This window comes from Streptomyces corallincola (genome assembly GCF_019104725.1).
Classification (GTDB): Bacteria; Actinomycetota; Actinomycetes; order Streptomycetales; family Streptomycetaceae; genus Streptomyces; species Streptomyces corallincola.
The window spans coordinates 109,609-126,723 of the sequence record NZ_JAHRXF010000002.1 but is presented as its reverse complement, the minus strand read 5'-3'; the positions used below and the strand labels follow the sequence as shown (position 1 = coordinate 126,723).

Sequence of the window (17,115 nt, the reverse complement as noted above, 5' to 3'; positions counted from 1 at the left end):
TCCGGTCAGCGGCGGCGGGCCTTGCGGGCCCGGCGCACCACGGCCGCCGCGCCCAGCAGGGCCACCGTGGCGCCCGCCGCACCGGCCGCCGTGGCGTCCACCCGGCCCAGCCGCCGTCCGGCGACCGTGTGCCGCCCGGAGACCTCCGCCAGCAGTTCCGCGAGCACGTCCTCGTTGGTCCACGCCGGACGCCACCCGGCGTCGTGCAGCCGACTGCCGCTGACCACCCACGGGTACATCGTGTACGCCAGGTCGCCCGCCGGGGACGGGGTGAGGCCGATGCGGTGCAGCCGGGCCGCCGCGCCGAGCGCCACCGCGGAGGGCAGCTCCATCCGGCGGATGCCGCTCAGCTCCTCGACCTCCTCCTGCTCCAGCCAGCCGTCGCAGCCGACCGCGAGTTCCCCCTCCACCTTCTCCAGCACCGCGTACTCCAGCGCCGTGCACAGGTCATCGACGTGGCAGAACTGCCAGGCCGGGCGGGACCCGGCCACGACCAGCAGGCGGGGCGACTCGAAGTAGCGGGTGAGGGCGGTGTCGGTGCCGCCGACCAGCACCGCGGGGCGCACCACGGTGACGTTCAGCCCCGGATGCGCGCGGGGGGCGCGCCGGGCGAGCCGCTCGATCTCCAGCAGGTCGCCGACGCCGGTGGCCTCGGCGGTGGCGCGCAGCTCGGCGTCCTCCGACAGCGGCAGCTCGTTGTCGGGCAGCGCCCCGTAGACCATCGCCGACGTGCACAGCACCACCCGGTGCACCCCGGCAGCGGCGGCGGCGGTCAGCACGGTCTGGGTGCCGCGCACGTTGTAGGCGGTACGGGCCGCCGGGTCGCTGCCCAGATCGAGGTCGAGCGCGAGATGCACCACCACGTCGGCGCCGCGCAGCTTGTCCGCGATGGCCGGGTCACGGACGTCAAGGATGTGCCAGCGGGCCTCGGCGCACGCGCCGCGCCGCTCGTCGATGGCGACGACCTGCCGGATCTCCTCGGACGCGGCGAGCCGCTCGGTGAGCAGGGCGCCCACCCCGCCGGCCGCGCCGGTGACCGCCACGACGGGACCGCGTACGGCGGGCGCCGGGCCGGTGCGCGCGGCCGGGGCGCGCGGGTCGGGCGCGGGACCGGTCTCGGGGTTTCGCGCTGCGCGAACCTGCGGATCTGGGGAACTCACCAGGCGTCTCCAGCGGTTGTCTTCAGTACGGGTGCGGACGACGCGCCCGTACCAGGAGCATCCATCCTGCCGCAGGCCGTCCGTGGACGAAGCACCGAGCCCCGATCGGGTCGGGGTGTCTACGCTGGGTGGTGATGTCGGGCAGCCGCGCCGCCGGATCGAGTCCGGTGGCCCTACCAGCCGAGGAACCCCGTGAGTGACACCCCATTCGGATTCGGCCTTCCGCCGGAGGAGCCGGACGACGGCGACGAGGGCAAGAAGAAGGACCAGCAGAGCGGTGGTGGGCAGGGACCGGCCAACCCGTTCGGCTTCGGCGGACTGCCGGGGGCGGGCGGGCCGGGCGGCCCCGGCGCCGACAACCCGTTCGCGGCGATGTTCGGTTCGATGAACCCCACGGACCTGGGCGCGGCGTTCCAGCAGCTGGGCCAGATGCTCTCCTACGAGGGCGGCCCGGTGAACTGGGACATGGCCAAGCAGATCGCCCGCCAGACCGTGTCCCAGGGCACCGCGGACGGCGTCAAGGACGCCAGCGTGGGCGGCGCCGAGCGGGCCTGGGTGCAGGAGGCGGTCCGGCTGGCCGACCTCTGGCTGGACGACGCCACCTCCCTGCCGTCCGGTGCGGGAACCTCGGTGGCCTGGTCCCGCGCGGAGTGGGTCGAGGCGACCCTGCCCGCCTGGAAGGAGCTGGTCGATCCGGTCGCCGAGCGGGTCGGCGCGGCGATGGGCGACGTCCTGCCGGAGGAGATGCAGGCGATGGCGGGCCCGCTGATCGGCATGATGCGCTCGATGGGCGGTGCCATGTTCGGCACCCAGATCGGGCAGGCCGTGGGCATGCTGGCGGGCGAGGTGGTCGGCTCGACCGACATCGGGCTGCCGCTGGGTCCGGCCGGGCGGGCCGCGCTGCTCCCGGCCAACGTCGAGGCGTTCGGCAAGGACCTCGGGGTGCCGCAGGAGGAGGTCCGGCTGTATCTGGCGCTGCGCGAGGCCGCCCACCAGCGGCTTTTCACGCATGTGCCGTGGCTGCGGTCGCACCTGTTCGGCGCGGTGGACGGCTACGCGCGGGGCATCAAGGTGGACACCGCCAAGCTGGAGGACGTGGTCGGCCAGTTCGACCCGCAGAACCCCGAGCAGCTCCAGGATGCGCTTCAGCAGGGCATGTTCCAGCCCGAGGACACGCCCGAGCAGAAGGCGGCGCTGGCCCGCCTGGAGACGGCGCTCGCGCTGGTCGAGGGCTGGGTGGACGCGGTGGTGCACAGTGCCGCCAAGCCCCGGCTGTCGTCGGCCGACGCGCTGCGCGAGACGCTGCGCCGCCGCCGCGCCTCCGGCGGTCCGGCGGAGCAGACCTTCGCCACGCTGATCGGCCTGGAGCTGCGTCCGCGTCGGCTGCGGGACGCCTCGCGGCTGTGGGCGTCGCTCACGGACGCGCGCGGGGTGGACGGCCGGGACGGCCTGTGGGCCCACCCGGACATGCTGCCGACGGCGACCGACCTGGACGACCCGGACGGCTTCGTCCACCGTGAGCAGCTCGACTTCTCCGAGCTGGACAGGATGCTCGGCGAGGCCGCCGGGAAGCCGGACCCGAAGCAGCGGCCGGAGAGCGACGGCGAGGACGGCCCGGAGAAGCCGGAGCAGAAGGGCGACGGCGCCGAGTGACCCTCGCCGACGACGCGGTCCTCGTCCTCAAGGGGTACGAGGACCAGCCGGAGCTGTGCCGGTCGTATCTGGACCATCTGGCGGCCCACCCGGACGGCATGTGGAAGTCCTGCCGTGCCGGGCACCTCACGGCGAGCGCGCTGGTGATCGACCCCGAGCGCGGGCGGGTGCTGCTCACGCTGCACCGCAAGCTGCGGATGTGGCTCCAGATGGGCGGCCACTGCGAGCCGGGTGATCCCACGCTCGCGGCGGCGGCCCTGCGCGAGGCCACCGAGGAGTCCGGCCTGTCCGGCCTGACGCTGCTGCCCGGCGGCCCGGTGCGGCTGGACCGGCACGCGATCCCGGCGCCCTGCCACTGGCACTTCGACGTGCAGTACGCGGCGCTCGCGCCGTCCGGTGCGGTGCCCGTGGTGAGCGACGAGTCGCTGGATGTGCGCTGGTTCCCGTACGCCGAGGTCCCCGATGTGGCGGACGGGTCGGTCGTACGGCTGCTGGAGGCGACACGCGCGCGGCTGTGAGCGCGGGTGCGCTGCTGTGAGCGCGGGTGCGCGTCCGCTGCCGGGTCGCTGGGGCCACAGCAGGTGCGTGTAAGGGGCGACCGCCACTGCGGTCGCCCCTTACACGTTCTGCCCGGGGGAGCGGTCAGCTCCAGACGTTGCCCTGGTTGTGGCCGTGGGCGCCGTGCCGGCCCATGCCGAACTGGGCGGCGACACCGCCGCCGATGACCGCGTTCTGCGGCGGCAGCAGTTCACTGGGCTGGACCAGGGCGAACCCGGTGCCCATGAAGCTCAGTTCCCAGCCCTCGCCGGTGTTGCCCCGGCGCCGCCAGACGCCGGAGGAGTGCGTCTGCGCCTGCATCTGCACCCGCAGACCGGTGGACCAGGCTACGATGGCGTCGGCGTCGCAGTTGACGTACCGGTCGGGCGTGACCCGCATCAGCAGGGGGGCGCCGGAGGTCATCAGGGCGACCTTGCCGTGGCCGGTGATGTTGAGCTGGTACTTCCCGGACCCGGCGATGCCGTAGAGACTGTCCACGGCGATCACCTCGTGGTGCAGCCCGGAGTCCATCGCCAGGACGTAACCGCTGTCCACGGTCAGGCCCTCGGGTTCGACGTCCAGGACGTGCACGTACTGCGCGAGGTTGGCGAGGTAGACGACGCCCTGGCCGTGGCAGCGCATCAGGTCAAGGCCCTCGCCGGTGCGTGCCCGCGCGCGGGACTGGCCGCGGGTGCGGTACTCGGCGTCGAACTCGACCATCCCCTGGTAGGCGACCATGCTGCCCTTGCGGGCCAGCAGGTCGTCACGGCCGTCCAGAAGGACGCGCAGCAGCTGCTTGTTCTGCAGGCTCCAGCGGTCCTGGGTCTGGGAGTCGTTGTGTGCGAAAAGCGAACTCTGCATGGTGTTCCGAACTCCCCCTCAGCCCCGGACCCTGAGCCGGTCGGTGCTGTCCTCGCTGGGCTGGACGACGACGATCCCCTGACCGGAGAAGGCCATCTGGTACGCCTCGCCGCTGCCCCGGCCGATCAGGGACTGCGCCTTGAAGCTGCGCTTGCCCTTGACCTTCAGGTTGGGCGACCAGGCGACGAGCGCGTCCGGATCGACGTAGGTCTCGTCCTCGCCGCCGCCGCAGTCCACGACGATCGGGGTGCCGCGCGAGGTCAGCGCGACCCAGCCCTGCCCGGAGATCCTGGTGTTCCACAGGCCCTGCCCGGCGAACTTGGCGAGCCCCTTGACGCGCTCCACGCCCCAGCTCAGATGGGCGTCGAAGGCGAGCAGGTTGGTGGCGTTGACGGAGATCCCGTCGCCGTCGAGGTTGATGACGACGACATCGGCGCCGTAGTCCGCGAGGTACAGCAGTCCGTCGCCGGAGCACTTCATCAGCGGGGCGCCCTCGCCGGTGATCCAGTCGCGGGCGATCTGCCGGACGGCGGGCGGGTTGGGCTCGTACTGCACGAAGCCCTCGTAGGCGACCATCGAGCCCACCCGGGCGAGCAGGTCGTGCCCGGTCTGGAGGGCGACCTTCAGCATGTGGTTGCCGTGGTTCTCCATGCGGGCGGTGACGGGTGCGGGCGCGAAGCCCGCGAGCGGCTGGTTCATGACGGGCTCCCTCAGACCTCGTACGGCTGGACGACGATGAAGTTGCCGGGGGCGCCCCGGAACTGGAGGTTCACGCCCTCGCCGGTGTCACCGGGGTAGGCGTTGCGCCGCATCCGGACCTGGCTGGAGACGATCACCTGGGACGCCGCCGACCAGGCGACGACCGCGTTGCAGTCCGCGAAGGTGGTCGGGGTGACCGGCAGCACGACGGGCGTGCCGTGCGTCTTGACGATGATCGTGCCGGTGCCCTGGAACTGCATGGTGAACAGCGCGCCGCCGGGGATGCCGTGGCCCTCGATGCGCCGCACCTCGTACTGAAGGCTCTCGTCGAAGGCGAGGACGTTCTCCGCGGAGACGCAGATCGCGTCGCCCTGGAGCTCGACGGGGTGGAGGTGGGTGGAGTCCTCGGCGAGGAACACCTGTCCCTGGCCGGTGCAGCGCATCAGCTGCATCTCTTGGCCGGTGGCGTTGCCGACCAGGCGTCCGGCGATCCCGGCGCCCTTGTAGCTGAAATCGACCTTGCCCTGGTACAGCACCATGCTGCCCTGACGGGCCAGCACCGGCTGGCCGCCGACGCCGAGATCGACCCGCATCAGCTTGCTGTTCTGCTGCGTCCAGCGCTGCCCGGTGGGCGCCTCCTTGAACTTCTGGAGCGCGGCCGAGACTCCGCCGCCGCCCTGCGGGACACCCTGGGGCACGGTGTACGAGGGCTGGCCGGGGGGCTGCCCATAGGGGGCGGGGGGCTGCTGGCCGTAGCCGGGAGGCAGGGGCGGTCCGGGAGGTCCGGGCGGCCCCGGCGGGGTGCCGGGCGCGCCGCCGTACGAGGGCTGCGGGGGCCCGCCGTAGGGCGCGGGGGCCGGGGCGGGCGGGGGTACGGGGGCGCCCGGCGGGGCGGTGAGCGGCGCGATGACCGTGGGCGCGCCGTGCAGGGCGGGCGCGGGGGCGCCGGGGCCGGGTGCCGGGGGCGGGGTGAATCCCGGCGGGGTCGGCGCGGGGGGCGCCGGTGCCTGCGGGGGTACGGGGGCCGGGGGGCCGGAATGGGCGGGCGGGGCGAAGGACGGTGGGGCGAACGCGGGCGCGGCGCCGCCCTGTTGGGGCTGCTGCGGGGCCTCCTCCTCCAGCACTTCGCCGCCGAAGTTCTTCAGCAGTGCGTCCAGACCGCCGTCGAAACCCTGGCCGACGGCGGCGAACCGCCACACGTCCTTGAAGTAGAAGTCGGCGAGCATGACGGCCCGTTCGGTGGTGAACTCCGACCCGTCGAAGGAGTACCGGGCGACTTCCTCGCCGCCCGCGACGACGCGCACATGGCCGGGGCCGATCTGGGACATCTGCCCGGCGCCGTCGAGGGTCGCGGTGAACGCCAGCTTCCGGACCTGCGGGGGGATGCGGTCCAGCGTGACGCGGAAGGACTCGCTGTCGCCCGCCTGCGCGCCGAGGAGCTGGATGGACTCCTCCGGGGACTTCGGCTGGTTGAAGAAGACGAAGTACCGGTCGTCGGAGAGGCGTTCGTCGGCGTCGAGCCCGAAGGCGCTGATGTCGAAGGTCAGTCCGGGTCCGGAGATCTGCACACCCACGTACAGATCGGTGCCCGCCGTCAGGTCACTGATCCTGGCCTTGTGGCCGCGTTGGAATTCCCTGGCCATACGCTACGACCGTCCCCCATCCCGAATGCGATTGCGTCGCGCCAGGCTAACCGCAAACCCCGACAACGGACGCGGTCGGTACAGAGCCGGTACAGAACAGGACCGTGAGACGCACGGGCGCGGGCCCGCGCCTCCTCGGGACGCCGCGCCTCCTCCGGACGCCGTGCCTCCCTCGGGCGCCGGGCGCTACTCCTCCTCCGACGCCTCCGCCGCGTCCGCCGCGCCGGGGAGCCGTTCGGCCGCCGCGACGCCCTCCAGGTAGCCGCGGGCCCGCTCGGTGCGCGGGTACGACTCCAGCAGCTTCCAGAAGTCCGGTCCGTGGCCGGGCACCAGCAGATGGGCCAGCTCGTGGCAGAGCACGTAGTCCACGACGTACTCCGGCATGGCCTGGAGCCGGTGGGAGAGGCGGATGCTGCCCTCGGCCGGGGTGCACGAGCCCCAGCGGGTGTTCTGGTTGGTGACCCAGCGGACCGAGGCGGGGCGGGCCCGGCCGCCGAAGAACTGCGCGGACAGCCGCCCGGCGCGTTCGCCCAGGTCGCTGTCGCCCAGTTTTCGCCGGCTCTCCTGGGCGGCGAGCCGGTCGAGCATGACCGTCACCCAGCGCTTCTCCTCCGCCTTGGACATCCGGGCGGGGATCAGCACGATCGTGCGGTCGCCCTCGCGGTACGCGGAGACGGTCCGGCGGCGCCGGGTACTCCTGCGGACCTCGATCGCGCTGGTTCCCGAGCCACTCGGGGGCTGACTCGACGCGCTGCGCTGTGGTTTTCCGGCGCGGTGCAGGGGATCGGCGGGCACGCCCCGACGTTACCCGCTGGAGGGTCGGAAGTCCCGGGCGGGGAACCGTTCGGCGAGGCACGGGACCGCCATGCGCGGCATTCGTACGACGATCATCCCGTGCCTGTGGACAACCGGCGACGCCCTTTCGCGGCGGGCGGCATGCTGAGGGACGTCGGCGGGGCGTGACCGGTCCCGCCGGAATCCCGGCGTGCCGAACGGCCGTCCGGACCGGCAAGCACGAACCCGTACGGAATCAGGGGGACCCTGCCATGCATCCGATGGTGAAACCGGCGCTGCGGCGCGGCTGGCGCGACCTCAACACGGTGCAGTTCGGGATGACGCCCGCGCACGCGATGACCGTGGGCCCGATGGACACCGCGTCGGGCAGCTTCCTGGACCTGCTCAACGGCACGCGGGGGCTGCCGCTGCTGCGGGAGGAGGGCCGCCGGATGGACTTGTCGGACGGGCAGGTGGACGCGCTGGTGGCGGGGTTGGCCGGGGCGGGGCTGCTGGACGACGCGCGGGGCGGCGGTCCGGCGGCGGACGCGCTGCGCGAGCGGGCGGACGTGCTGGAACGGCTGCGGCCCGACCTCGCCTCGCTGTCGCTGACCACGTCGGGGCCCGGCGATGCCCTCGCCCTGCTGGCCGCGCGGGGTGCGCTGCGGGTCCAGGTGCGCGGTGCGGGCCGGGTGGGCGCGGTGCTGGCCTCGGTCCTCGCGGGGGCGGGGGTGGGCGAGGTGGATGTGCGGGACGTGGGCCGGGTGGAGCCGTGGGACGTGGCGCCGGGCGGCCTGTCGGCCGACGCGCTGCGCGAGCGCCGGGAGACGGCCGCGCGGGCGGCGGTGCGGCGGGCCGCGCCCGGCCGCCCCCGGCGCACCACCGTCGCCGTACGGCACGCCGCCCGCGAGGAGAGCCACGCGCTGGTGATCGTCGCCCCGCGGGACGACGTCGCCGTGCACGCCCCGGACCCGGTCACCGCGGAGCCGCTGATGGCCTCGGGCACACCTCATCTGTACGCGGGGGTGGTGGAGGGCACCGGAGTGGTGGGGCCGCTGGTGGTACCGGGGGCCACGGCGTGCGCGCGGTGCCTGCACCACGGCCGCGCGGACCGTGATCCGGTCTGGCCCCGGCTGGTGGCCCAGTGGCGCGGCGGCCGGGCGCGCCGGGTGGGCGCCTGCGATCTGGCGCTCGCCACGGCGGTCGCGGGGCTCGCCGCCGCGCACGCCCTGGCCTTCCTGGACGGCGGCGCGCCGTCGGTGGCGAACGCCCGCTGGGAGGCGTCGCTGCCCGGTCTGGGCTGGCGTTCCCGGCCCGTGCGGCCTCATCCGGAGTGCGGGTGCGGCGCTGTGGAGAGAGTCACGGCGGAACACTCCTCCGCCGAGGGGGAGGCACGCGCGACAATGGCGGTGCGACGGCCGTCGGCGGAGCACGGAACCGAGACGGTGCCGACGCGGCCGAATGGGACCTGGAGGGCGCATGTCTGATCTTCCCCGCAAGGCGGTCACCCGTACCGCCAAGCTCGCCGCGCTCCCGCTCGGCTTCGCGGGCCGGGCCACGTGGGGGCTGGGCAAGCGCATCGTGGGCGAGTCCGCGGAGATCGTCGGCAGAGAGCTGCAGCAGCGCACGGCGGAGCAGTTGTTCAAGGTGCTCGGCGAGTTGAAGGGGGGCGCCATGAAGTTCGGGCAGGCGCTCTCCGTCTTCGAGTCGGCCCTTCCCGAGGAGGTGGCGGGGCCGTACCGGGTGGCGCTGACCAAGCTCCAGGAGGCGGCGCCGCCGATGCCGACGAGCACGGTGCACCGGGTGCTCGCGGAGCGGCTGGGCGAGGACTGGCAGGAGCTGTTCGTCGAGTTCGACGACCGGCCCGCGGCGGCGGCCTCGATCGGGCAGGTGCACCGGGCGGTGTGGCACGACGGCCGCGCGGTCGCGGTGAAGGTGCAGTATCCGGGCGCCGGTGAGGCCCTGCTCTCGGACCTGAACCAACTGAGCCGGTTCGCTCGGCTGTTGGGTCCGCTGATCCCCGGTATGGACATCAAGCCGCTGATCGCGGAGATGCGCGACCGGGTCTCCGAGGAGCTGGACTACGCGCTGGAGGCGAGTTCCCAGGAGGCGCACGCGCTGGAGTTCGCGGACGATCCGGACGTGCTGGTCCCGGCGGTGGTGCACCAGTGCGAGCAGGTGCTGGTGACGGAGTGGATCGACGGCGTCCCGCTGTCGGAGGTGATCGCGGACGGTACGCCCGAGCAGCGGGACCGGGCGGGGCAGCTGCTGGCCCGCTTCCTGTTCTCCGGTCCGGCGCGCACCGGTCTGCTGCACGCCGACCCGCATCCGGGCAACTTCCGGCTGCTGCCGGGCGGTCCCGGCGGGGACGACGACTGGCGGCTCGGGGTGCTGGACTTCGGCACGGTGGACCGGCTGCCCGGCGGGCTGCCCGAGCCGATCGGCCACTCGCTGCGGATGACGCTGGACGGCGAGGCGGAGTCGGTGTACGAGCTGCTGTGCGAGGAGGGCTTCGTCAAGGACGACATGGAGCTGGACCCGGACGCCGTACTCGACTATCTGCTGCCGATCATCGAACCGGCGCGGGTGGAGGAGTTCACGTTCACCCGGTCCTGGATGCGCGGTCAGGCCGCCCGGATCGCGGACCCCCGCTCCCCCGCCTACCAGCTCGGCAAGCGGCTGAACCTGCCGCCCGCCTATCTGCTGATCCACCGGGTCACGCTGAGCACGATCGGTGTGCTGTGCCAGCTCGGCGCGACGGTGCGGCTGCGCGATGAGCTGGAGGAGTGGCTGCCGGGCTTCGCCCCGCTGGACGAGGAGCCGGACGGCCTGGAGGAGGACGGTCCGGAGGAGGACGACCGGGAACCGGAAGCGGCGGCGGAGGCGTGAGCACGCGCCGCCGCTGACGGACCGCTGACCGATCGCTGACCGATCGCTGACGGACCGCTCCCGACCCGCCCCCTCGGCCCGCCGCCGCCAACCGGCCGGGGGTGACCGGCCAGGGGTGCGGACAGGGCGCCGGGCATGCGGCGGGGGCCGGTCCGTTCTGCCGGACCGGCCCCCGTGGAATGGTTCGCCTCCCCAGCCGTGGGAGGTCACCGCTTCGGTGGAAGCGGGTTACTGCATGACGGCCATCGCCAGCGCGCGGCGGGCGCGCAGCGAGGCGCGCTCGGCACGGCGCTGCATCCGCCGGGCGGTGGCCAGGCGCATGGCCCGGCGCTCCCGCTCGGCGTGGTGCAGCTGGGCGTGCATATGGGCACGGGCCAGGGCTTCTGGGATGAGTTGCATCTCTCGGGTCCTGTTCTGGCGCGAGGCGGTCGCGCGGTTGCTGCTGGAGTCTGTGGTCGCTGAGCGGAGGGGCTCGTGGGCGGACGGCTTCATCGGGGCCTGCTTCTTGGGGTCGTGCGTGAGGGGGCGGTCGATCGTTCCGGTGATGTTCATGCGGTGACCGGGTTCTTGCGCGGACGGCCACGGGGCCGCTTCCGGGCGACGACGACACCCTGGACGAACAGCTCGCCGCCCCAGACACCCCACGGCTCGCGCCGCTCCTTGGCACCGGCGAGGCACGCCTCCATCAGCGGGCAGGTGCGGCAGAGGGACTTGGCGTACTCGACGTCGGCCGGGGACTCGGCGAAGAAGACCTCGGGGTCGTAGGCGCGGCAGGGGACGGGTACGCCGAGGTTCTCGATGGCGTCGTCGAGCGCGGAGAGCGCGGTCAGGGGGGTCAAGGCGGGGTCCTCCGTGGAGCCGGGCGGGAGCGTGGGTGAGGGCGGTACGGACGGGGCGTGCGTCTGGAGTTGCACGGGTGGTGTTCCTCGTCTTCTCAGGTCCGGCCGGTTGACCGGGAGGCGGCTTTGATACCGATTCTTCTGTTGTCCCGAGGCGCCTCGGTGCTGTCCGTCCCTGTTCGGGACAAACAGAAGGGCCGCGGTTCCCGGATGGGGTTCCGCGGCCCTGGAGGCACCTGCCTGATCGGCGATCAGGCTGGATCACTCCAGGGTTCTGGCCCACGGAAGGCCCACATCTGGTGGTGCTGCGTCGTCTGCTTCCGGAATCCGGCACCGGTCGCCGCGAAGGCATAGGCGGTTGCCTGTGCCTCTGCTGCTGCCGGTGCCCAGGTCGGTCGCTCATCGCCTTCGCGGACCAGAAGAGCCACGGGAGCGATGGAGGACGCCGAGCGTGCGGCATTGACACCGGACAGACCGGTGCCGGGGACGGGAGTGCCGGGAACGCACAGGGAGACGGTCGGGGAATCGGTCAGTTTGGCCGCGCTGATGATGCTGGCTTCGATGCTGATCACGGGACTCGCCTCCTCTCGGCGTCTTAGGGGGACCGATATGCGTCGGTCCGTCGGATGTGCAAGTACAGCACGGATTCGGTGCCTTCGAGAAGGCCGCCGCTTCCGTGCCTAGAACCTATGGGGATTCGCGGGGCATGCGCAAACTATTTTTCCGAAGACTTGCGATCAGTCCCCCGCACCCTCCTCCGCAACGTCTTGACCTGCACAGATGGCCAAAACATCGGCTCCGTAGCGCTGGAGCTTGCGGCTGCGGACACCGGGGATGCGGGAGAGTCCGGCGGGGTCGTCGGGCCGGGCCTCGGCGATGGCCATGAGGGTGCGGTCGGTGAAGACGCAGAAGTCCGGCTGGCCGCTGCGCCGGGCCTGCACGGCACGCCAGGCGCGCAGCCGCTCGTACAGCCCCTCGTCCATGTCGGAGGGGCAGTCGGCGCAGCGCATCAGCTTCATCTCGCCCGCGTCGGTGAGGCTGCGCCCGCAGACCCGGCAGCGCGCGGGGGTGCGCTGGACGCGGCGCGGCGGGGCAGCGGGGGCGGTGAGGGTGCCCCGTTCGACGCCACCGGCCGCCGCGCCGCCGGTGCGGCCGGTGGCGGCGGAGGAGCCGGGGCGCAGGCCGTCCAGGAAGCGGCTGGGGCGGCGGCCGGGGCGCCCGCCGGGGCTGCGGGACAGCGCCCAGGAGAGGTGGAGCCGTTCCCTCGCGCGGGTGACACCGACGTAGAGCAGTCGGCGTTCCTCCTCGATCTGCTCGTCAGTTTTGGCGTAGCTGATCGGGATCATGCCCTCGGCGACACCGACGAGGAACACCGCGTCCCACTCCAGCCCCTTGGCCGCGTGCAGCGAGGCGAGGGTGACGCCCTGGACGGTCGGCGCGTGCTGGGCGTTCGCCCGCTCGTCCAGCTCGGCCACGAGGTCGGCCAGGGTGGCACCGGGGTGGGCGGCGGCGAAGTCGCGGGCGAGGTTGACCAGGGCGGCCAGGGACTCCCAGCGTTCCCGGACCGCGCCGGAGCCCGCCGGGGGCTGCGGGGTCCAGCCCTCGCCGGAGAGCACGGCCCGCACCTGGGAGGGCAGGTCGATCACGTCGTCCAGCAGGGAGTCGTTGCCGCCGAAGCGGGCGGCGCCGCGCAGCGCGACCCCCGCCTTGCGCACCTCGGGCCGGTCGAAGAAGCGCTCCGCGCCCCGGAGCTGGTAGGGGACGCCCGCGTCGGAGAGGGCCTGTTCGTACGTCTCGGACTGGGAGTTGGTGCGGAACAGCACGGCGATCTCTGCGGCGGGCACCCCGGCGTCGATCAGCTCGCGGATGCGGCGGGCGGCGCCCTCGGCCTCGGCGGGCTCGTCGGTGTAGGCGGTGTGGACGGGGTCGGGGCCCGCCGGACGCTGGGAGACCAGTTCGAGGCGGTGGTCGGCGGCCCGGCCGCTGGCACGGGCGAGCAGTCCGTTGGCGAGCCGGACCACCTCGGGGGTGGAGCGGTAGTCGCGGACCAGCTTGACGACGGTGGCGCCGGGGTGGCGGTGCCGGAAGTCGAGGAGGTGGTCCGGGGTTGCGCCCGTGAACGAGTAGATCGTCTGGCTGGCGTCCCCGACGACGCAGAGGCTGTCCCGGTCCCCCAGCCACAGCTCCAGCAGCCGCTGCTGGAGCGGGCTGACGTCCTGGTACTCGTCCACCACGAAGTGCTGGTACTGGGCGCGTACCTGGTCGGCGATGTCCTGGCGGTCCTGGAGGACGGCGACGGTGAGCAGCAGCACGTCCTCGAAGTCGATGACGGCGCGGTCGCGTTTCAGGTCCTCGTAGGCCGTGTAGAGGTGCGCGATCTCGGCCGGGTCGCGCGGGGTCTCGCGGCCCGCCTTCGCAGCCGCGTACGGATAGTCGGCGGGCACGGTCTGGGTGACCTTGCACCACTCGATCTCGGCGGTGGCGTCCCGCAGCTCGCCCCGATCCAGCCGCAGCCCGCAGCCGGTGGCGGCCTCCGCGACGAGCTGGATCTTGCGGTCCACCAGCCGGGGCAGCGAGCCGCCGACGGCCTTCGGCCAGAAGAACTGGAGCTGGCGCAGTGCGGCCGAGTGGAACGTACGGGCCTGCACGCCCTGCGCGCCGAGCTGGCGGAGCCGTCCGCGCATCTCACCGGCGGCCCGGTTGGTGAAGGTGACGGCGAGCACGCTGGAGGGCTGGAGCACGCCCGCGCGGACGCCGTAGGCGATGCGGTGGGTGATGGCGCGGGTCTTGCCGGTGCCCGCTCCGGCCAGCACGCACACCGGGCCGCGCAGGGCGGTGGCCACCTCGCGCTGCTCGGGGTCGAGCCCGTCGAGCACCGCGTCGGCCGAGTCCGGGACGCGCGGGAAGAGGGGGGAGTGCGTTGCTGCTGTCACCCCGCCATGCTGCCAGGTCGCCCGTGACGGCCGCGCCGGTTGTCCACAGGCGGGGGCCTATTGTCGTACCGATGCGGTACGGGTCACATGGGCCGCCGCATACCCCCGGTGGGAATGTCCGGGGCGCCGGTGGCGTTGTGGCCGCTGGGCGGTCCGGCCACCGGCCGGGCTTCCGGTCCCACCCCCTTCCGAGCCGGTTCCGAGGAGCGCGACAGACATGCAGGGCACTGTGACGATGTACAGCACGACGTGGTGCGGTTACTGCCGGCGGCTCAAGAGCCAGCTGGACCGCGAGGGCATCGCCTTCACGGAGATCAACATCGAGCACGACCCGGAGTCGGCCGCGTTCGTCGAGAAGGCCAACGGCGGCAACCAGACCGTCCCCACGGTCCGCGTACTGCCCGGCACCGGCGGCGACGAGGTGGTCATGACCAACCCGAGCCTCGCCCAGGTGAAGCACGCGCTCGGCGTCTGAGCACCTGCGCCGCGCCGCTTCGGCGCCCCCTCGGCCTCCGCCCGGTCCCCCCGGGACGGAGGCCGACGTGTTCTCCGGGGCGCCCCGGAACCTCCCGCGGCGCCCCGGGACCCCTCCGTACGCCTCAGACGAAGTTCCGCACCGGCAGCGGTTTGCCGTACCACATCTCGATCAGCCGGGCGGCGATGGAGATGCCGTACGGGGGCAGGACCTCGCCGGACTCGAAGGCGGCGCGCAGGTCCTCGCGGGAGAACCAGCGGGCCTCGTGGATCTCGTCGCCGTCCACCTCGATCTCGGTGGAGGTGGCGCGGGCCATGAAGCCGAGCATCAGGCTGGACGGGAACGGCCACGGCTGGCTCGCCACGTACTCCACGGGGCCGACCGTGATGCCCGCCTCCTCGAAGACCTCGCGGCGTACCGACTGCTCGACGGCCTCACCGGGCTCCACGAACCCGGCCAGCGTGGAGAAGCGCCCCTCGGGCCAGTGCACCTGGCGGCCGAGCAGGATGCGGTCCTCCTCGTCGGTGACGGCCATGATCACCGCCGGGTCGGTGCGCGGGTAGTGCTCGGCGCCGCAGGCCGGGCAGCGCCGGATGTGCCCGGCGGCGGCGATCACCGTGCGCTCGCCGCAGCGGGAGCAGAAGCGGTGGGTGCGCTGCCAGTTCTCCAGCCCGACGGCGTGCACCATCAGGCCCACGTCGCGCGGGGAGAGCAGCATCCCGGCCTCGCGCAGTCCGGCGGGGCGCGCGGACTGGTCGATCCGGCCGGGCAGGGCGTCCTTCTGGAGGGCGAAGTAGCTGACGCCGTCCTCGTCGATGCCGAGGAAGTAGCGGTGGGCCTCGGTGAGCGGCGCCTCGAAGGACGGGGTCATCACGAGTTCGGTCCGGCCGTCGGCCGTCTCGTCGATGAGGACCTGGCCGCCGGAAACCACGAAGCTGCGGGTGGTGGGGTGGCTCCACGCCGCCGCGAGCCAGGCCTCGTCCAGCCGGTGGTGGGCGGCGCGGTCGATGCCGCCGGGGGCGGTCAGCGAGATGGGTCGGTCGGCGCTGTGGTCGGTCCAGGTGGTCACGGGTACTTCCAACTCCCCCAGAGGAACGGTCGGTTTCGGCGGTCGGTGCGGTGGGCGTGCGGGTGGGGACGCCGTCCGTGGCCGGGGTGCGGGCGGGGCGGGCAGTGCTTCCAGTGTGCCCCGCGCGCGGTACGGACCGTACGGCGCCGCCGGTCAGGTGGCCGGGCGCCAGGTCTCGGCGAGGTCGGTCCACAGGTGGGCGCAGGTCTCGACGCCCTTGAGCAGCAGGTCCAGCTCGACCTTCTCGTTCGGGGCGTGCCAGCCGTCCGAGGGCACCGAGATGCCCAGGAACAGCACGGGGGCGCCCAGCACGTCCTGGAGGTCGGCGGCGGGACCCGAGCCGCCCTCGCGGGTGTAGCGGACGGGCTGTCCGAAGGCGCGGCCCATCGCGCGGGCCACCGACTTCAGGGCGGGGTGGTCGAGCGGGGTGAGGCAGGGCCGGGTGGCGGGGCGGAACTCGATCCCGTACCGGACGCCGGGCGGGATCTGACCGGCGGTCCAGGCGCGGACGGCCTTCTCGATGTGGTCGGGGTCCTGGCCCGCGACCAGGCGGAACGAGAGTTTCACGGTCGCGGAGGACGGGACGATCGTCTTGCTGCCGGGACCCTGGTAGCCGCCGCCGATGCCGTTGACCTCGGCGGTCGGGCGGGCCCAGATCCGCTCCAGGGTGGTGTGCCCGGCCTCGCCGTGCGCGCCGTGCGAGTGGGCGGTACGCAGCCAGCCCGCCTCGTCGAAGGGGAGTTCAGCGAAGAGGGCGCGTTCCTCGTCGGTCAGCTCCACGACCCCGTCGTAGAAGCCGGGTACGGCGACGCGGGCGTGTTCGTCGTGCAGGGCGGCGACCAGCCGGGCCAGCGCGGTGGCGGGGTTGGGCACGGCGCCGCCGAACGAGCCGGAGTGGATGTCCTGGTCGGGGCCGTACAGCCGGATCTCGCACTCCGCGAGGCCGCGCATGCCGGTGCAGACGGTCGGGGTGTCCGCCGACCACATGCCGGTGTCGGAGACGATCACGGCGTCGGCGGCGAGCCGCGCGGCCCGCTCCTCGACGAGGGCGCGGAAGTGCGGCGAGCCGGACTCCTCCTCGCCCTCGACCAGCAGCTTCAGGTTCACGGCGGGGGCGCCGCGGCCGGTGGCGGCGAGGTGGGCGCGGACGCCGAGGGTGTGGAAGAACACCTGGCCCTTGTCGTCGGCGGCGCCGCGCGCGTACAGCCGCCCGTCGCGGATCTCCGGCTCGAACGGCTCGCTGTCCCAGCCGTCCTCGCGGGCGGCGGGCTGCACGTCGTGGTGGCCGTAGACGAGGACGGTCGGCGCCCCGGGGTCGCCGGAGGGCCACTCCGCGTACACGGCGGGCGCGCCGGGCGTGGGCCAGACCTCGACCACCGGGAAGCCGGTGCGGCGCAGGCTCTCCGCGAGCCAGTCGGCGCTGCGCCGCACGTCGTCCGCGTGCGCGGGCTGGGCCGACACCGAGGGGATGCGCAGCCAGGCGGTGAGGTCGTCGAGGAAGGCGGCGCGGTGCTGCTCGATGTACGCGCGGACGGCGCTGTCCGGGGTCTGGCTCATACGCACGAGCCTATCCGCCCGCATGA

Annotated in this window: 16 protein-coding genes; 5 read left to right on the top strand and 11 right to left on the bottom strand. The window is 73.5% G+C overall.

Annotated elements, in window-relative coordinates; genetic code table 11:
- Positions 1–5: 5 nt before the first annotated feature.
- Complete coding sequence (locus tag KUM39_RS02095) at positions 6–1,160, bottom strand: SDR family oxidoreductase (RefSeq protein ID WP_217783598.1); 1,155 nt, start codon at positions 1,158–1,160, stop codon at positions 6–8.
- A 192-nt stretch (positions 1,161–1,352) separates the two neighbouring features.
- Between KUM39_RS02095 and KUM39_RS02090 the strand changes: the two genes are divergently transcribed.
- The gene (locus KUM39_RS02090) at positions 1,353–2,813 is read left to right on the top strand and encodes a zinc-dependent metalloprotease (protein WP_217783597.1); all 1,461 of its coding nucleotides are present in this window, start codon (positions 1,353–1,355) and stop codon (positions 2,811–2,813) included.
- On the top strand, positions 2,810–3,331 hold the full coding sequence (locus KUM39_RS02085) for an NUDIX hydrolase (protein WP_217783596.1): 522 nt from the start codon (positions 2,810–2,812) through the stop codon (positions 3,329–3,331). The genes KUM39_RS02090 and KUM39_RS02085 overlap by 4 nt, the downstream gene beginning before the upstream one ends.
- Before the next feature lie 124 nt (positions 3,332–3,455).
- Here the strand turns inward: KUM39_RS02085 and KUM39_RS02080 are convergent, their stop codons facing one another.
- The 4 genes from KUM39_RS02080 to KUM39_RS02065 form a co-directional block, all read right to left on the bottom strand.
- Positions 3,456–4,211 (bottom strand): AIM24 family protein, encoded by a 756-nt coding sequence (locus KUM39_RS02080; RefSeq protein ID WP_217783595.1) that lies wholly within the window; start codon positions 4,209–4,211, stop codon positions 3,456–3,458.
- Between the two features lie 18 nt (positions 4,212–4,229).
- Entirely contained in the window at positions 4,230–4,910 is a 681-nt protein-coding gene (locus tag KUM39_RS02075; RefSeq protein WP_217783594.1) for an AIM24 family protein, read from the bottom strand.
- Positions 4,911–4,921: 11 nt separating this feature from the next.
- Entirely contained in the window at positions 4,922–6,553 is a 1,632-nt protein-coding gene (locus KUM39_RS02070; RefSeq protein ID WP_217783593.1) for a TerD family protein, read from the bottom strand.
- Positions 6,554–6,739: 186 nt separating this feature from the next.
- The gene (locus tag KUM39_RS02065) at positions 6,740–7,348 is read right to left on the bottom strand and encodes a M48 metallopeptidase family protein (protein WP_217783592.1); all 609 of its coding nucleotides are present in this window, start codon (positions 7,346–7,348) and stop codon (positions 6,740–6,742) included.
- Between the two features lie 251 nt (positions 7,349–7,599).
- Between KUM39_RS02065 and KUM39_RS02060 the strand changes: the two genes are divergently transcribed.
- Together KUM39_RS02060 and KUM39_RS02055 are read left to right on the top strand one after the other, a co-directional pair.
- Positions 7,600–8,814 carry a TOMM precursor leader peptide-binding protein gene (locus tag KUM39_RS02060; protein WP_217783591.1) on the top strand — a complete coding sequence of 405 codons (1,215 nt, stop codon included), beginning with the start codon at positions 7,600–7,602 and terminating at the stop codon, positions 8,812–8,814.
- A complete protein-coding gene (locus KUM39_RS02055) occupies positions 8,807–10,216 on the top strand; it encodes an ABC1 kinase family protein (protein ID WP_217783590.1) in 1,410 nt (469 codons plus the stop codon). Before KUM39_RS02060 ends, KUM39_RS02055 begins: the two co-directional genes overlap by 8 nt.
- 228 nt (positions 10,217–10,444) lie before the next feature.
- Here KUM39_RS02055 and KUM39_RS02050 read toward each other — a convergent pair whose 3' ends face one another.
- The 4 genes from KUM39_RS02050 to KUM39_RS02035 all read right to left on the bottom strand — a co-directional run bounded on the left by KUM39_RS02050 (position 10,445) and on the right by KUM39_RS02035 (position 13,988).
- A complete protein-coding gene (locus KUM39_RS02050) occupies positions 10,445–10,768 on the bottom strand; it encodes a putative WhiB-interacting protein (protein WP_217783589.1) in 324 nt (107 codons plus the stop codon).
- Positions 10,765–11,130: a WhiB family transcriptional regulator gene (locus tag KUM39_RS02045; RefSeq protein ID WP_217783588.1), complete on the bottom strand. Its 366-nt coding sequence runs from the start codon at positions 11,128–11,130 to the stop codon at positions 10,765–10,767. Before KUM39_RS02045 ends, KUM39_RS02050 begins: the two co-directional genes overlap by 4 nt.
- Before the next feature lie 176 nt (positions 11,131–11,306).
- Positions 11,307–11,627: a hypothetical protein gene (locus tag KUM39_RS02040; protein ID WP_217783587.1), complete on the bottom strand. Its 321-nt coding sequence runs from the start codon at positions 11,625–11,627 to the stop codon at positions 11,307–11,309.
- Between the two features lie 165 nt (positions 11,628–11,792).
- Positions 11,793–13,988, bottom strand: a complete 2,196-nt coding sequence (locus KUM39_RS02035; RefSeq protein WP_217783586.1) for an ATP-dependent DNA helicase UvrD2 — start codon at positions 13,986–13,988, stop codon at positions 11,793–11,795.
- Between the two features lie 217 nt (positions 13,989–14,205).
- On the opposite strand from KUM39_RS02035, the gene KUM39_RS02030 reads away from it, so the two are divergent.
- Positions 14,206–14,463: a mycoredoxin gene (locus KUM39_RS02030; RefSeq protein ID WP_217783585.1), complete on the top strand. Its 258-nt coding sequence runs from the start codon at positions 14,206–14,208 to the stop codon at positions 14,461–14,463.
- A 124-nt stretch (positions 14,464–14,587) separates the two neighbouring features.
- On the opposite strand, the gene nudC is transcribed toward KUM39_RS02030, so the two are convergent.
- Positions 14,588–15,532, bottom strand: a complete 945-nt coding sequence (nudC, locus tag KUM39_RS02025; RefSeq protein WP_217783584.1) for an NAD(+) diphosphatase — start codon at positions 15,530–15,532, stop codon at positions 14,588–14,590.
- Positions 15,533–15,685: 153 nt separating this feature from the next.
- On the bottom strand, positions 15,686–17,089 hold the full coding sequence (locus KUM39_RS02020) for a dipeptidase (protein WP_217783583.1): 1,404 nt from the start codon (positions 17,087–17,089) through the stop codon (positions 15,686–15,688).
- Between the last annotated feature and the right edge of the window lie 26 nt (positions 17,090–17,115).

Excerpts from the sequence above, each read along its gene's own strand:
- KUM39_RS02080 (WP_217783595.1), bottom strand. The coding sequence starts at position 4,211 with ATGCAGAGTTCGCTTTTCGCACACAACGACTCCCAGACCCAGGACCGC.
- KUM39_RS02075 (WP_217783594.1), bottom strand. The coding sequence starts at position 4,910 with ATGAACCAGCCGCTCGCGGGCTTCGCGCCCGCACCCGTCACCGCCCGC.
- KUM39_RS02070 (WP_217783593.1), bottom strand. The coding sequence starts at position 6,553 with ATGGCCAGGGAATTCCAACGCGGCCACAAGGCCAGGATCAGTGACCTG.
- KUM39_RS02060 (WP_217783591.1), top strand. The coding sequence starts at position 7,600 with ATGCATCCGATGGTGAAACCGGCGCTGCGGCGCGGCTGGCGCGACCTC.
- KUM39_RS02055 (WP_217783590.1), top strand. The coding sequence starts at position 8,807 with ATGTCTGATCTTCCCCGCAAGGCGGTCACCCGTACCGCCAAGCTCGCC.
- KUM39_RS02050 (WP_217783589.1), bottom strand. The coding sequence starts at position 10,768 with ATGAACATCACCGGAACGATCGACCGCCCCCTCACGCACGACCCCAAG.
- KUM39_RS02030 (WP_217783585.1), top strand. The coding sequence starts at position 14,206 with ATGCAGGGCACTGTGACGATGTACAGCACGACGTGGTGCGGTTACTGC.
- KUM39_RS02020 (WP_217783583.1), bottom strand. The coding sequence starts at position 17,089 with ATGAGCCAGACCCCGGACAGCGCCGTCCGCGCGTACATCGAGCAGCAC.